15 protein-coding genes are annotated in these 12,640 nt (G+C 69.8%); 5 read left to right on the top strand and 10 right to left on the bottom strand.

Annotated elements, in window-relative coordinates:
• The first annotated feature begins 84 nt into the window (after positions 1-84).
• A complete protein-coding gene (locus JUB11_RS13530; RefSeq protein ID WP_207459077.1) occupies positions 85-480 on the top strand; it encodes a hypothetical protein in 396 nt (131 codons plus the stop codon).
• A gap of 103 nt (positions 481-583) precedes the next feature.
• Here the strand turns inward: JUB11_RS13530 and JUB11_RS13525 are convergent, their stop codons facing one another.
• Positions 584-748 carry a hypothetical protein gene (locus tag JUB11_RS13525; RefSeq protein WP_207459076.1) on the bottom strand — a complete coding sequence of 55 codons (165 nt, stop codon included), beginning with the start codon at positions 746-748 and terminating at the stop codon, positions 584-586.
• A 272-nt stretch (positions 749-1,020) separates the two neighbouring features.
• On the bottom strand, positions 1,021-2,001 hold the full coding sequence (locus tag JUB11_RS13520; RefSeq protein ID WP_207459075.1) for a S1C family serine protease: 981 nt from the start codon (positions 1,999-2,001) through the stop codon (positions 1,021-1,023).
• A gap of 229 nt (positions 2,002-2,230) precedes the next feature.
• Here JUB11_RS13520 and JUB11_RS13515 point away from each other — a divergent pair, with 229 nt between their 5' ends.
• Entirely contained in the window at positions 2,231-3,886 is a 1,656-nt protein-coding gene (locus JUB11_RS13515; RefSeq protein WP_207459074.1) for a Na/Pi cotransporter family protein, read from the top strand.
• Between the two features lie 23 nt (positions 3,887-3,909).
• Here the strand turns inward: JUB11_RS13515 and JUB11_RS13510 are convergent, their stop codons facing one another.
• The 5 genes from JUB11_RS13510 to JUB11_RS13490 all read right to left on the bottom strand — a co-directional run bounded on the left by JUB11_RS13510 (position 3,910) and on the right by JUB11_RS13490 (position 6,579).
• Complete coding sequence (locus JUB11_RS13510) at positions 3,910-4,482, bottom strand: YetF domain-containing protein (protein ID WP_207459073.1); 573 nt, start codon at positions 4,480-4,482, stop codon at positions 3,910-3,912.
• An 87-nt stretch (positions 4,483-4,569) separates the two neighbouring features.
• The gene (locus JUB11_RS13505; RefSeq protein ID WP_207459072.1) at positions 4,570-5,076 is read right to left on the bottom strand and encodes a nuclease-related domain-containing protein; all 507 of its coding nucleotides are present in this window, start codon (positions 5,074-5,076) and stop codon (positions 4,570-4,572) included.
• A 56-nt stretch (positions 5,077-5,132) separates the two neighbouring features.
• On the bottom strand, positions 5,133-5,702 hold the full coding sequence (locus JUB11_RS13500; RefSeq protein WP_207459071.1) for a phasin family protein: 570 nt from the start codon (positions 5,700-5,702) through the stop codon (positions 5,133-5,135).
• 104 nt (positions 5,703-5,806) lie between these two features.
• Positions 5,807-6,022 (bottom strand): hypothetical protein, encoded by a 216-nt coding sequence (locus JUB11_RS13495; RefSeq protein ID WP_207459070.1) that lies wholly within the window; start codon positions 6,020-6,022, stop codon positions 5,807-5,809.
• Positions 6,023-6,129: 107 nt separating this feature from the next.
• Positions 6,130-6,579 (bottom strand): NUDIX hydrolase, encoded by a 450-nt coding sequence (locus tag JUB11_RS13490; RefSeq protein WP_207459069.1) that lies wholly within the window; start codon positions 6,577-6,579, stop codon positions 6,130-6,132.
• A gap of 329 nt (positions 6,580-6,908) precedes the next feature.
• On the opposite strand from JUB11_RS13490, the gene JUB11_RS13485 reads away from it, so the two are divergent.
• A complete protein-coding gene (locus JUB11_RS13485) occupies positions 6,909-7,562 on the top strand; it encodes a DUF47 family protein (RefSeq protein WP_207459068.1) in 654 nt (217 codons plus the stop codon).
• A gap of 31 nt (positions 7,563-7,593) precedes the next feature.
• Entirely contained in the window at positions 7,594-8,592 is a 999-nt protein-coding gene (locus JUB11_RS13480) for an inorganic phosphate transporter (RefSeq protein WP_207459067.1), read from the top strand.
• Positions 8,593-8,649: 57 nt separating this feature from the next.
• Here the strand turns inward: JUB11_RS13480 and JUB11_RS13475 are convergent, their stop codons facing one another.
• Positions 8,650-8,904 carry a type II toxin-antitoxin system HicB family antitoxin gene (locus tag JUB11_RS13475; RefSeq protein WP_207459066.1) on the bottom strand — a complete coding sequence of 85 codons (255 nt, stop codon included), beginning with the start codon at positions 8,902-8,904 and terminating at the stop codon, positions 8,650-8,652.
• 211 nt (positions 8,905-9,115) lie between these two features.
• On the opposite strand from JUB11_RS13475, the gene JUB11_RS13470 reads away from it, so the two are divergent.
• Positions 9,116-9,883 (top strand): sulfite exporter TauE/SafE family protein, encoded by a 768-nt coding sequence (locus JUB11_RS13470; protein WP_348771425.1) that lies wholly within the window; start codon positions 9,116-9,118, stop codon positions 9,881-9,883.
• A gap of 19 nt (positions 9,884-9,902) precedes the next feature.
• On the opposite strand, the gene JUB11_RS13465 is transcribed toward JUB11_RS13470, so the two are convergent.
• Together JUB11_RS13465 and JUB11_RS13460 are read right to left on the bottom strand one after the other, a co-directional pair.
• Entirely contained in the window at positions 9,903-10,493 is a 591-nt protein-coding gene (locus JUB11_RS13465; RefSeq protein ID WP_207459065.1) for a shikimate kinase, read from the bottom strand.
• A gap of 38 nt (positions 10,494-10,531) precedes the next feature.
• Entirely contained in the window at positions 10,532-12,502 is a 1,971-nt protein-coding gene (locus tag JUB11_RS13460; RefSeq protein WP_207459064.1) for a sugar phosphate isomerase/epimerase and 4-hydroxyphenylpyruvate domain-containing protein, read from the bottom strand.
• Between the last annotated feature and the right edge of the window lie 138 nt (positions 12,503-12,640).

The raw sequence follows: 12,640 nt of genomic DNA, 5'->3' as shown, positions 1-12,640 counted from the left end.
GACCGGTTCCTCCGGTTAAGGCATGAGGGCGGCGGGCTCGGCCTCGTAGCCGCCTCGGACCATGATGCGAAGGAGGAACGGCCAATGGCGGACCGGAACAATGCCGGCAATGAAAGCGAAGGCGCGCGGATCGACCGGGATCCGTCCCTGCCCGAGGGGCTGGACCGCATGCCGGCGCAGGACACGACGGGTGCGGCGCGAGCGGCCGGTTCCGGCCAGGGCGAGGGCGGGCGCTCGATGACGGACGCCATCGACAAGGCGATGGACAAGACCATGGGCGACCTGCCGGCCGGCGGGGGCGGCGAGGAGGCCGAACGCACCCGGCAGGCCATCGACCGCATGGGTGGCGGCAACGTTCCGCACGGGGGCGACGACCCGCAGCATCTGACCAACACCCCCATGAGCCCGATGCCGAACGAGACCGGCGGCAAGGGGAATGTGGGCGACACGCCGACGGGGGATGGCGGAACGCAGAGGTAAAGGGTCCGGCCGGACAGGACTCGGCAGCCGCGCGCCGAAGGGCGCCGGCTGCTTCGAACCCTCACGATCCGCCCGGAACAGTCCGGACGGGCCGGGGCTGGGGTCAGCCCAGGATGTCGAGGACGATCTGCCGGACCTCGCGCTGGGACAGGGCGGGCCATTCCGGGACGCGGGGCGTCGCGGGGCGGGCCTCGACGGTCCGGCGCAGATGCGGGGGCAGGGTCACGGGCTCGGAAACGTAGCCCGGCTGGGTGGATGCGGTGATCATGCGATAATCCTCCGGTCGGCGCAGGCGGTGCCTGCCGACTTCTCTTTATGAATTTTGAAAGAACGATGGGGACGGCATCGGCCGCCCTGATCGGCATCACGTCCGTGATGCCCGGAGCGCGGAAAGCGCCCCGGCCGTGGCGGTACGCCATGTCGTCGGCGTTCCATCCACTTTGCCCATATAGGAATGAGCGCGCCGCCTTTAAAGCCCAGCCGGCACCAGGGGGACCGGCCCGTGTCGGCTCTTGGGGCGCCGGCTCTGCGGACTGGGGCTCAATGCAGGCGCGCGGGCTTGAGGAAGCGGCTGCGGTCGGCGGAGCCGACGCGCAGGTCGAACACGTCGCCCTCGCGCTCGACCGTCAGCGGGATGTCGATTCCCGCGGGGCCGACCGACCAGAGTGCGCGGTAGAAGGACGCCAGCGAGTGGACGGGCTTGCCCGCGACGGCGCGCAGGACGTCGCCGGCGCGCAGCTCCGCCCGCTTCGCCGGCCCGTCGCCCGCCAGCCCGGCGAGGACCACGCGGTCGCGGTCGTCCTCCGTGGCGAAGAGGCCGAGCCAGGGGCGGGGGGCGGCGCTGGAGCGGCCGTTCGTCAGCAGGTCGTCCAGAATCGGCTTCAGGGCGTCGATCGGCACGCTCATGTTGATCGGCATGACGCGCCCGCCCGGTGCGGAGGACTGGAGCTGGAGGGAGCCGATGCCGAGCAGTTCGCCCCGGCTTCCGAGCAGCGCCGTGCCTCCCCAGTTGGGATGCGCGGGCATGGTGAAGATCGCGTCCTCCAGGAGGTATTCCCAGTAGCCCGCGAACTCCTGCCGGGCCATGACCTGCCCGGCGAGCGAATGGGCGCGGCCGCCGGAGCCGCCGACCACCACCTGGGCGCCGAGTGCCGCGTTGCGCGAGTTGCCGAGCGGCAAGGCCGGCACGCCGAGCGGCGCCAGCGCCTGCACGAGGCCGAAACCGCTGTCATAGTCGTAGGCAAGCACATGGCCCTGCACGGCGCGCCCATGGCTGGTGGTGAGCCAGATCTCCGACGCCTCGGCGATCAGATAGCCGATGGTCAGGACGAGCCCGTCATCGCGGATCACGGCGCCATGGCCTGCCCGTTGCGTGCCCAGCGTCTCGGCGGTGAAGGCGTCGTCGGGAATGGAGGCGCGCAGGGACACCACGGAAGCGAGCGCCCGATCCAGATCGTAGTCCAGCAGGTCCGGGTCGGGCTGGAACTCGGGCGGGATCTGCCAGTCGTCGGGCGATTGCATCGAAGAGCTCCTCGGGATGGGGCCGGTGCCGGAAATGGCCCTTTTTTCAAGATAGGGGCTGGCGTGCCCGGCGAACAGTCCGGCGGGTCATATCCCGCCCCGGCCAAGGCCGGAAACGCCTGGCCATTCGGCGGGGAGATGCCTTTCGGGAGATGACCTCCCGATCCGCTTGGGGCCGACGGAACCGATGCCCATAAGGAAAGAAGGGGCCAACCACGGGGAGGTGCCGATGCAGGCGACGCGGCTGCTGCTCGAACTCGCGGGCAACGTGGTGCTGCTCCTCTGGGGCTTGCAGATGGTCCAGACCGGCCTGACACGGGCGTTCGGCGCGGATTTGCGACGCTTTCTCGGTGCCGGGCTGGGCAACCGCCGGACGGCCTTCCTCGCCGGGCTCGGCGTGACGCTCCTCCTGCAGAGCAGCACCGCCACCGGGCTGATGCTCGCGGGCTTCACGGCGGCTGGCGCCGTTCCCCTGGTGCCGGCGCTCGCCGCCATGCTCGGCGCCAACGTCGGCTCGACGCTGATCGTGCAGCTCATGACCTTCGACAGGGGCGGGCTGGCGCCCCTCCTGCTGCTGGCCGGGTTCCTGGCCTTCCGGCGCGGCGGAAACAGCCGTGCCCGCGATCTCGGGCGTGCCGGGCTCGGCCTCGGGCTGATGCTGCTGTCGCTCCATCTGCTGGTCGCCGTCACCGGGCAGGCCGGGACGGCGCCGGCCCTGCACGGGCTGCTCGGCGTGCTGACGGCGGATCCGGTCGTGGCCCTGCTGCTGGCGGCGGTGCTGACCTGGGCGGCGCATTCGAGCGTCGCCGTGGTGCTGCTGATCGCTTCGCTGGCCGGCGCGCAGGCGATTCCGCCGGAAGCGGCGGTCGTGATGGTGGCGGGTGCCAACCTCGGCGGCGCGGTCAACCCCGTTCTGGAGGGGCCGGGCGGCAACCCGGCGGCGCGCCGCCTGCCGGTCGGCAATCTGGTGACCCGCGCCGCCGGCTGCCTTGCGGTGCTGGCCTTCCTCGGCCCGCTCACCGCCGGGCTCGCCCATCTGTCGCCGGAGCCCGGCCGTCTGGCCGCCGGCTTCCACCTCGCCTTCAACCTTGTCCTGGCGGCGCTGTTCATCGGGGTTCTGCCGCGACTGGCGATGCTGCTGGTCCGGCTGTTCCCGGAACGGGTGGCGGTCGCCGATCCGGCGGCACCCCAGTATCTGGACCAAGCGGCGCTGCGCGCGCCGCACCTCGCCATCGCCAACGCCGCGCGGGAGGCGTTGCGCATGTCGGACACGGTGGACGCGATGCTGCGCGGCACGCTGGACGTCTTCCGCACGGACGACCGCCGGCTGCTGGAGGAGGTCCGGCGCATGGACGACGTGCTCGACCGGCTGCACGAGGCGATCAAGCGCTACCTGACACGGATCAGCCTGGAGGATCTCGACGAACGCGACGCCCGGCGCGTGTCGCAGGTGCTCACCCTGACGATCAACCTGGAGCATGTCGGCGACATCATCGACCGCAATCTGATGGAGACGGCGGGCAGGAAGATCGGGCGGCAGCTCCACTTCTCGGAAGAGGGGGCGGCCGAGATCGTGGCGATGCTGGAGCGGCTCGGCGAGACCCAGCGCCTCGCGGCGGCGGTCTTCCTGTCCGGCGACCTGCGTTCGGCCCGCGCGCTCATGAGGGAGAAGGAGGTCATCCGTGACCTGGAGACGCGGGCGACCGAAGCCCATTTCGCGCGGCTGCGCGCCGGCCGGACGGAGAGCCTGGAGACCAGCGCGCTGCATCTCGACATCCTGCGCGACCTGCGGCGGATCAACGCCCACCTCGCCGCCGTGGCGCACCCCGTGCTGGACCGCTCCGGCGAACTGGCGCCGAGCCGTCTGCGGGGCGAGGCTCCCTGAGGCGTTCCGCGCTGCTCGCGGGCTTAGCCCAGCTCGATGCGGACGGTCTTCACCCCGTCGGCCACGCCGATCTCGATGACCCGCGGCTCGGGCTTGGCCTTCACGATGCTGATGTCGCCGTTGCGTTCCAGCCGCGCCTCGGCGACCCCGGAGGCGTCCGTGAGGCCATGGCGGCGGAGGTCTTCCTCCAGGTCGCGGTCGGTCAGGTGCGTCCTGGCCATCATGCGCTCGTCGATCCTGCCGTCACGGATCAGGGTTTCGGAATGCCCCTTGAGCATCGCTCCGAATCCGTGCCAGCGGCAGGCGAGGGCGGAGAGCAGGGAATGCATGGCGACGAGGATGGCGGTCGCGGCCAGCGCCGGCAGGAAGGGAGCGTTGCCGGTGATGGCGCGGCTCGCGATGGAGCCCAGCATGATTCCCAGGATGACGTCGAAGGCCGTCGCCTTCCCCATGAAGCGCTTCTTGCCGAGCCGCACGAAGGCCAGCGTCACGACATAGACGATGACGGCCCGCAGCCCCATCTGCCAGGCCGTGATCTCCTTGTTGTCCGACCCGATGCCGAGGATCAGCCTTGCCAGAATGTCGAATTCGTCCATGACGGCCGCCGTCCCTTGCGTTGCTGCGTGACGGAGCAACGCGCGCCCCGCGGCTATGATCCAGGGGGGCAGGGGGCGGGAGGACCGTCAGTCCAGGCAGGCCGCCCGGAGCTGATGGAGCCTCTCCCACAGGTCCAGCGTCGTGGCGGACGCCGTCCCGATATTCTCCCGCGCGACGAGGTCCGGCAGGGAATCGAGCGTGATGGCGTCCTCGCGGGGCGGCTCGACGCGCACCCGTTCGGAGAAGACGACCACCCCCGCCACGAGGGTGCCCGGCAGGATGGCCGACAGGGCCTCCACCTGTCGGCGGATCTGGCGCCGCGCCGTTTCCAGCGTGGCGGGACCGACGAGCCGGACGCCGTCCGCCGACCAGCGGGGAGGGTGTCCCTCGCTGGACTTCACCTCGACGATCCAGAGGCGTCCGCCGAGCAGCGCCAGATAGTCCAGTTCGCGTTCGCGCTTCGGATCGGCGCCGATGCAGGCGCCGTGCAGCGTCGGAACGCCCAGCTCGCGCAGGCGGCGCCCGACCTTCAGCTCGGCCGGGAAGCCGGCGTTGACATGGCCCGGCGGGCGGAAGCGGATGAGCGAGGCCAAGTCCATCGGCGCGGGCTATAGCATGGGTGTCACGGCTTTGGCAGGACGTTCGGGATTCAGCCCTCGCCCGGCATTCCGCCGCGTTCCCGGTCCGCAGCCGGGTTCCTCTCGACACCGGCACCGGCCGCCTCCGCCCGTTCCGCGAAGCCGCGGGTAACGCAGGAGGCGGCCTCCACCCAGAGGGCGTTGATCGCCAGCCCGGCCCGCATCGCCGTCTCCGTCTGGTCCGCGAAGGACCGCGCCTGGATCGCCATCGCGTCCGCCGGCGAGCGGCACCGGGACAGCCGCTCCAGGTCGGCCGCCTGCCGCCGGCTGATCATGCGAAGGCAGGCCAGCCATTCCCGGCCGGCGGCATGGGCGGTGTCCATGAGAATGCCGCCGCCGTCGAGCAGCGCACCCGCGGTCCGGGTGCCATTCGGAATGACGCCAAGGGGACCCAGCCCGGCCGGTGGCGCTGGCCCCGATGCGTCAGGAACCGCTTCCCGGCGACCGGGCTCGTCATGCGGTTTTTCGCGAGAGGCGCCCTCGTGAGGTGCCGGGCTTCCGCCACCGTTCCGTGCGGCGATGGTGGCGACCGCCGCGAGCGTGCCGCCGGCCACCAGGATCCTGCCCAGATTCCGACGCATGAAGCCGCCCTGTTCCGGCGTGCCTTCCTCCGGCTCCCCCGCGTCCGGGATCGCTTCCCGGCGCGCGGCCGGTCCGTCTCGCCCCTCCGGCTGGTTCGTGCGGTTCAGGGACGGTTGCCCGGCTGCACGTCGTCGCCGGTGGAGGTCGCCGCCGGACTGCCGGTCGTCACGGTGTCGCCGACCGGAGTGTCGTCCGTGTTCTCGCGGTCCTCGCTGCCCTGGAGCGTGTCGGGAGCGTCCACGCGCGTGTCCGTTCCCGCGCCCGCCACGTGCCGGGTGCTGCCCGCAGCCTTCTCGCCCGAAGCCTTTTCCGTCGCCATGCCGGTCCTCTCCAATCTGTTGAACGGGTCATCACCGCAACAGGGGACAAGGCGGGCGGTTGCCCTCGTCCTTGGGCATAGCTCTCCCGGTCAGGGCGGCGGGGCGGTCAGGACCTCGTGGCCGGCGCCTCGTCGTTCGGGGGCAGGCCGATCCGCAGCAGGAGCCCGACCAGCCCGCCCTCGCTGATGAGGAGAGCCGCTTGGCTGGAGCTGAGCCAGCGCCGCTCGCGCTGGTCCTTCTCCGGCCAGCTCTCCAGCTCCTCGTGGATCTCCAGGGGGAAGACCGTGACGTCGCAGGGCACGGTCTTGCCGTCCGCCAGGCGCTTCTCGTAGCGGTAGGAGCCGATCGGGCGCTTGCCGACATCACCGCGCACGCCCGCTTCCTCGTAAGCCTCGATGGCGGCCATCTCGTGCGGCTTGACGCCCTTCTTCGCCCAGCCCTTGGGGATGATCCAGCGCCGGGTCTCGCGCGAGGTCACGAGCAGCACTTCAGGCCGGCCGTTCACCAGCCGGTAGGGCAGGGCCGCGTACTGGGTGCGTGGCTTGCGGTGTCTCATGACGGCCGTCCCGGGCAGAGCCCGTCTGTGCGGTCCAGCCGGAAGAGAGGGAGGGCAACTGGTTCCGCGTTCACCCGGACATGTCCTCCTGCTCGGTTGCGTGTCGCATGCCGGGGCCGGCCGCGGCTTCGGCCCCATCCGCTTCGGTTTTCACTTCAATGAAGCTGGGGGTTCCGAGGCGTCCGGCCAAGTCCGGATTTTCAGCGGGGCGCACAACCCTGCCCCTTTCATGACGTTATTGTTACAGTTTGCGTGCCGGGAATGCTACACGGCGCGCGCGGCTTGCCCACAATGGGGCGGCGCCGACCACATTGCACATGGAAACGATCATGCTGAGCCTCTTCCGGGCGCTGATGCCGAAAGACGAGCGGTTCTTCGACCATTTCACAGAGCACTCCCGCCTCATCACCGTGGCCGCCCAGGCGCTGCTCGACCTCCTGCGCGAAGGCAACGATCTGGAGGCGCGTTTCCAGGTGATCCGCAAGGCGGAGAGCGAGGCCGACGAGGTCGCGAAGACGATCCAGCTCGCCATCCACCGCAGCTTCATCGTTCCCTTCGACCGGTCGGACATCCAGGACCTGGCCAAGCGGATGGACGACATCATCGACCTGATCCAGGACGTCGCCCGGCACGTGACCGAGGCCGGCCCCATGCCCTACACGGTCGAGATGCACACCATGGCCGAGGGCATCCTGAGCTGCGCCCGCACGTTGAACGAGGGCATCCCGCTTCTGCGCGACATCCCGCGCAACGCCGCCAGCCTGACCCGGATGACGGCCGAGATCTCCCGCCTGGAGAGCGAGAGCGACACGCTGCTGCGCGCGGCCAAGCGCCGACTGCGCGAGGAGAGCGGCGGGCTCGACGCCCCGATCACCTACCGCCAGGCGCTGGTGCGCGAGATCGTCGAACTGTTGGAGGCGGTGCTCGACGCGGGCGAGGACGTCGCGGACATCATCGACTCCATCATCGTCGACCACGTCTGACGCGCCCACACAGGCAAGCCGGAAGAAGCCCATGGAAACCCTCGCTCTGCCACTGCTCATCGGCCTGATCGGCGTGGCTCTTCTCTTCGATTTCCTGAACGGGCTGCACGACGCCGCCAACTCCATCGCCACGGTGGTCTCGACGCGCGTGCTGTCGCCGCGCAACGCCGTCCTGCTGGCGGCCTTCTTCAATTTCATCGCCTTCCTGTTCTTCGGGCTGCATGTCGCGACCACCATCGGCCGGGGCATCGTCTCGGCCGACGTGATCAGTCCGGCGGTGATCTTCGCCGCATTGATGGGCGCCATCGTCTGGAACGTGATCACCTGGCGCTTCGGCATCCCCTCCAGCTCCTCGCACGCCCTGATCGGCGGGCTGGCCGGGGCGGGCATCGCCGCGGCCGGGCTGGACGCCATCGTGGCGAGCGGCCTGACCAAGACCGCGGTCGCCATCGTGGTGTCGCCGACCGTGGGCTTCCTGCTGGCGCTGGTGATCGTGCTGATCGTGTCCTGGACCTTCTCGCGCGCGACGCCCTTCGGCGTGGACCGGGTGTTCCGCACCCTGCAGATCGCCTCGGCCTCGCTCTACAGCCTCGGACACGGCGGCAACGACGCGCAGAAGACGATGGGCATCATCGCCGTTCTTCTCTTCTCGCAGGGCTATCTGGGCGAAACCTTCTACGTGCCGTTCTGGGTGGTGCTGAGCTGCCAGTTCTGCATGGCCTTCGGCACGCTGTTCGGCGGCTGGAAGATCGTCAAGACCATGGGCTCCCGCCTGACCGACCTGAAGCCGGTGCACGGCTTCTGCGCGGAGACCGCCGGCGCCATCACGCTGTTCATGGCGACGGGGCTCGGCGTGCCGGTGAGCACGACCCACACCATCACGGGGGCCATCATCGGCGTGGGCGCCTCGCGCCGCGCGTCCGCCGTGCGCTGGGGGCTGGCGCGGGGCATCCTCGTCGCCTGGATCGTCACCATGCCCGCCTCGGCCCTGGTCGCCTGGATCTTCTACGAGCTGACGCGCCTGTTCTGAGGATTGTACTTACGGGAAAAGCCGCATCCTGGCCTGGAGGGTCGGGATGCGGCTTTCTCATTCGGAGAGGGTGGAAACCGGGTGCTGCCCCTCGCCGACAGGAGACGGGGTGGGAACCTCAAGACGTCGCCGCATGCGGTTGGCGATGGCCTCCTCCAGGCAATCGGCGGCTTCACGCAAGGCTTCCACTTCGGTTTCGCCCTGCGTGACCGCCTCGGGCAAGTCGGGGAAGGAAGCTACGAATCCGGTTTCGTCACTGTCGAAGAGGGCGGCGGGGGTGAGGACCGCCGGATAGACCAACGTACGGCGCATGATGCTCCTGCTCCAAACCGTCCACGATCTCTTCGAGTTGAGCGAACATGGCGGCTTCAGGCAAGCCTGTCTGAACAAACATCGAGAGTCTTTCGTCGATCCGCCATTCCGGAAAAGCCCGTTGACCGCCATGCGGGCGGGCGCGGATAACAGCGGCCCGTCGGCGCGCCGTCCGTTCGCGCCGCCACCCGCCTCGACGAAGGGTTCTCCCGTGATCACCGACGCCGCTTTCTACGCGCTGACGGTTCCCGCCGTCCTTCTGACGGGGATCAGCAAGGGGGGCTTGTCGGGGCTCGGGGCGCTGGCAGTGCCGATGATGGCGCTGGTCATGCCGCCGGGCGAGGCGGCCGGGCTGATGCTGCCGATCCTGTGCCTGATGGACCTGTTCGGCCTCTGGGCCTACCGCCACAGCTGGAGCCGCGCGCAGATGGCGGTGCTGCTGCCGGGGGCGCTTCTTGGGATCGGGCTCGGCGTGCTGGCCTTCGGGCATCTGGACGATGACGCGGTGCGGGTCATCATCGGTGCGATCTCGATCCTCTTCTCGATCAACCAGTGGCTCCGCCCGCTCCTTCAACGCAAGCTTGCCGAAGCGCCACCGCCGTCGCAGGCAAAGGGCTTCTTCTGGTCGGGCATGTCCGGTTTCACGAGCTTCCTCGCCCATGCCGGCGGCCCGCCGATCATGGTGTATCTCCTGCCCTTGCGGATGGAGAAGATGCTGCTCGCCGGGACCACCGTGGTCTTCTTCGGCGTGGTGAATTACGTGAAGCTGGTGCCCTATTTCTGGCTGGGGCAGATCAACATGGCGAATTTCTCCACGGCGCTCGTGCTCTCGCCGCTGGCGCCGCTCGGCATCTGGCTCGGCGTCTGGCTGACCAAGCGCGTGCCGGAGGCGCTGTTCTACCGGGCCAGCTACATCCTGCTGTTCGCGGCGGGCGCCAAGCTGCTCTACGACGGCCTCAAGGGGATGGGCCTGCTCTGATCCCCGGCGATTCCGGTGTTCAGCGGGCCGCCGGTTCCGCCCTGACGGTGTCGTGGCCCCGCAGTGCCGCCATGACACGGTCGACCATCGCCTCGATCGGCACGTCCACGCTGTCCACCACGAGGTCGGCGTCGGCGTAGGTGCCGTAGCGCTCGGCGATCAGCCGCTCCAGCGTGTCGCGCGGGTTGCCCTGCTTGAGGAGTGGCCTGTGGGTGCGCCGCGCCGTCCGGCGCAGCAGAAGCTCCAGATCTGCCCGCAGCCAGATCACGAGCGCGCTGTTCCGGATCAGCCGGCGCGTCTCCGGATCCATGTAGCTGCCGCCGCCGGTCGCCAGCACATGGACCGGCTCCTCGCGCAGCAGCCGCGCGATCACCTTGCGCTCGCCCTCGCGGAAGGCCGCCTCGCCATGCTGCCGGAAGATCTCCTCGACGGTCCGGCCGGCGGCGGCCTCGACCTCCTGGTCCACGTCACGGAAGGGCAGGCCGAGACGTGCCGCCAACCGGCGGCCGATGCTGGTCTTGCCGGACCCCATCAGCCCGACGAGCACGATCGTGCGGTCGGGCTTAGGGGAGACGCCGACCGCTGCGGCCGGGCTGGGACAGGATGACATCGCGACGCGTGGCACGCTTCCTCAAAGACTTTCCGGGATCAAAGGCTCTCCGGGTTCACCCGGAAGGGAGAGGATGCGCGCATCTGGGCCAGCGACGCAAGGCGGACGGGCGCGTTCGCCGCGCCATACTGGGCGTAGTTCCGGCGCTGGACGATCTCGAAGAAGAAACGGTCCTGGAAGGGCTGGGTGTAGACGTGGAAGAACTCCCCGCCCGCGGCGTCCCGGTCGTACAGCACGTTGGCCGCCGCCATGCGGTCGGTCAGGTTCTCGGGCAGGCCGAAGCGCGCGGCGATGTCCTCATAGTAATTGTGCGGAATGGGCAGGAAACGGATGCCGCGCGGGGTGAGCTCCTCCACGGCGGCGAAGATGTCGTCGGTGTGGAAGGCGACGTGATGGACGCCGGCGCCGCTGTAGGTCTCGACCGACCGCGCCGCCGCCGTGTAGCGGCTTTCCGAGATGTTCAGCGGGATGCGGATGGCGCTGTTCGGGCTGCGCATGGCGCGGCTGCGGATCAGCCCGTAGGGGTCGGGCAGCAGCAGCGCGTCGTCCGCGTCGAAGCCGAAGACGGACCGGTAGAACAGGGTCCAGGCGTCGAGCTTGCCGGGAGGCAGCGCGAGCGTCGTGTGGTCGATGCCCAGCAGGGGACCGGTGGGCTTCCCCGTCGCCGGGCGCACCGGCTCGAAATCCACCTCGTAGATCGATGGCCCATGGCGGTCCACGAAATAGACGAGGCTGCCGTCCGGTGCGCGGACGGCCGGAATCATCATCTCGTTCGGGCCGTTGTGCCCGACATAGGGCTTGCAGTTGTAGAGCCGCGCGCGGTCCAGCGCGTCGGCGGCGCTGTCCACCCGCAGCGCCATGGCGCAGAGCGACACGCCGTGCAGCGCGTGGAAGGAGTGGGCGAAGGATTCGCGCTCGGCGTTCAGGATCAGGTGGATTCCGCCCTGCTCGTAGAGGGTCACGTTCTTCGAGCGGTGCCGGCCGGCGGGCGTGAAGCCCAGCGCGTCCAGCCAGCCGGCCAGCTCGGCCTTGTCCGCGTCGTCCACCGCGAATTCCAGGAATTCGTAGCTCTCGAACTCGGTCGCGGGCGGCGGCGAGAAGAGATTCGCGCGCCGTGCCGCCTGGGTGCGCGGGAGGGCGGGCGCCTCGGCCGTGGGTGCGGCCGCCGGTGCGGGCGCGGCGGGGTTGCGCCCCAGCCAATCGGCCGTCATCTCCTCCAGATAAAGCAGCGAGCGCAGCCCGTCCTCGGCGGTGGCGCGGGTGGGGGCGGCGCGGAACTCGTCGTTGAAGATCTCCAGCGAGATCGGGCCGGCGTAGCCGGCGGTGACGATGGGGCCGAGGAAGCCCGGAAGATCGAACTGGCCCTGGCCGGGGAAGCAGCGGAAATGGCGGCTCCAGGACAGCACGTCCATCTGGAGCCTCGGCGCGTCGGCGAGCTGCACGAAGAACAGCCGGTCCGCCGGGACCGACGCCAGCCCGGATGGGTCGTCGCCGAGCGACAGGGTGTGGAAGCTGTCCACGAGCAAACCGAGATTGGGGTGGTTGACCGCCTGCACCAGCGACCAGGCGTGACGCCAGGTCTTCACATGGCCGCCCCAGGCCAGCGCCTCGTATCCGATGCGGATGCCGCGCCGGGCCGCGCGCTCGGCGACCAGCGCCAGGTCCTCCGCCGCCGCCTCGTCGTCGCGCAGCAGGTCGGAGGCGACGTTGCTGCACAGCAGCGCCATCTCGGCGCCGAGTTCGCCCATCACGTCCATCTTGCGCTCGACGCGGTCGAGCACGAGCTGCCGCCGCTCGCGCGGCGTGCCCTCCACGTCCCGGATCGGCTGGAACAGCGTGATCTGGAGCCCGAGATCCTCCGCCATGCGGCGGACGTCGCGCGGCGTGCCGTCGTAATAGACGAGGTCGCTGTCGAAGATCTCCACCCCGTCGAACCGTGCGGCCGCGATGGCCTCAAGCTTCTCCGGCAGCGTGCCGCTCAGGGAAACGGTCGCAATCGATCGCAGCATGATGGTCTCGCGTCAGCTCTGGTTGGGCTTTCCAATAATGGACTAAACGGTTAGTTTGTCAACGACGCGGGTGGGCGGGCGCCGTTCCGCAGCCTTATCGCGCGATGTGGAAGGCCGGCGTGGCCACGGGCCGCCCCC

The sequence above is a fragment of the Azospirillum sp. SYSU D00513 genome (genome assembly GCF_017356015.1).
Taxonomy (GTDB): Bacteria; Pseudomonadota; Alphaproteobacteria; order Azospirillales; family Azospirillaceae; genus Azospirillum.
The sequence above is the reverse complement of the archived record's forward strand: the minus strand, read 5'-3'. Positions and strand labels throughout refer to the sequence as shown.

What these genes read in the sequence shown, in the direction of transcription:
- JUB11_RS13490 (WP_207459069.1), bottom strand. Translation starts at nt 6,579, where the DNA reads ATGAGACACCGCAAGCCACGCACCCAGTACGCGGCCCTGCCCTACCGG.
- JUB11_RS13495 (WP_207459070.1), bottom strand. Translation starts at nt 6,022, where the DNA reads ATGGCGACGGAAAAGGCTTCGGGCGAGAAGGCTGCGGGCAGCACCCGG.
- JUB11_RS13485 (WP_207459068.1), top strand. Translation starts at nt 6,909, where the DNA reads ATGCTGAGCCTCTTCCGGGCGCTGATGCCGAAAGACGAGCGGTTCTTC.
- JUB11_RS13530 (WP_207459077.1), top strand. Translation starts at nt 85, where the DNA reads ATGGCGGACCGGAACAATGCCGGCAATGAAAGCGAAGGCGCGCGGATC.
- JUB11_RS13500 (WP_207459071.1), bottom strand. Translation starts at nt 5,702, where the DNA reads ATGCGTCGGAATCTGGGCAGGATCCTGGTGGCCGGCGGCACGCTCGCG.
- JUB11_RS13515 (WP_207459074.1), top strand. Translation starts at nt 2,231, where the DNA reads ATGCAGGCGACGCGGCTGCTGCTCGAACTCGCGGGCAACGTGGTGCTG.
- JUB11_RS13460 (WP_207459064.1), bottom strand. Translation starts at nt 12,502, where the DNA reads ATGCTGCGATCGATTGCGACCGTTTCCCTGAGCGGCACGCTGCCGGAG.
- JUB11_RS13510 (WP_207459073.1), bottom strand. Translation starts at nt 4,482, where the DNA reads ATGGACGAATTCGACATTCTGGCAAGGCTGATCCTCGGCATCGGGTCG.
- JUB11_RS13475 (WP_207459066.1), bottom strand. Translation starts at nt 8,904, where the DNA reads ATGCGCCGTACGTTGGTCTATCCGGCGGTCCTCACCCCCGCCGCCCTC.
- JUB11_RS13520 (WP_207459075.1), bottom strand. Translation starts at nt 2,001, where the DNA reads ATGCAATCGCCCGACGACTGGCAGATCCCGCCCGAGTTCCAGCCCGAC.
- JUB11_RS13525 (WP_207459076.1), bottom strand. Translation starts at nt 748, where the DNA reads ATGATCACCGCATCCACCCAGCCGGGCTACGTTTCCGAGCCCGTGACC.
- JUB11_RS13480 (WP_207459067.1), top strand. Translation starts at nt 7,594, where the DNA reads ATGGAAACCCTCGCTCTGCCACTGCTCATCGGCCTGATCGGCGTGGCT.
- JUB11_RS13465 (WP_207459065.1), bottom strand. Translation starts at nt 10,493, where the DNA reads ATGTCATCCTGTCCCAGCCCGGCCGCAGCGGTCGGCGTCTCCCCTAAG.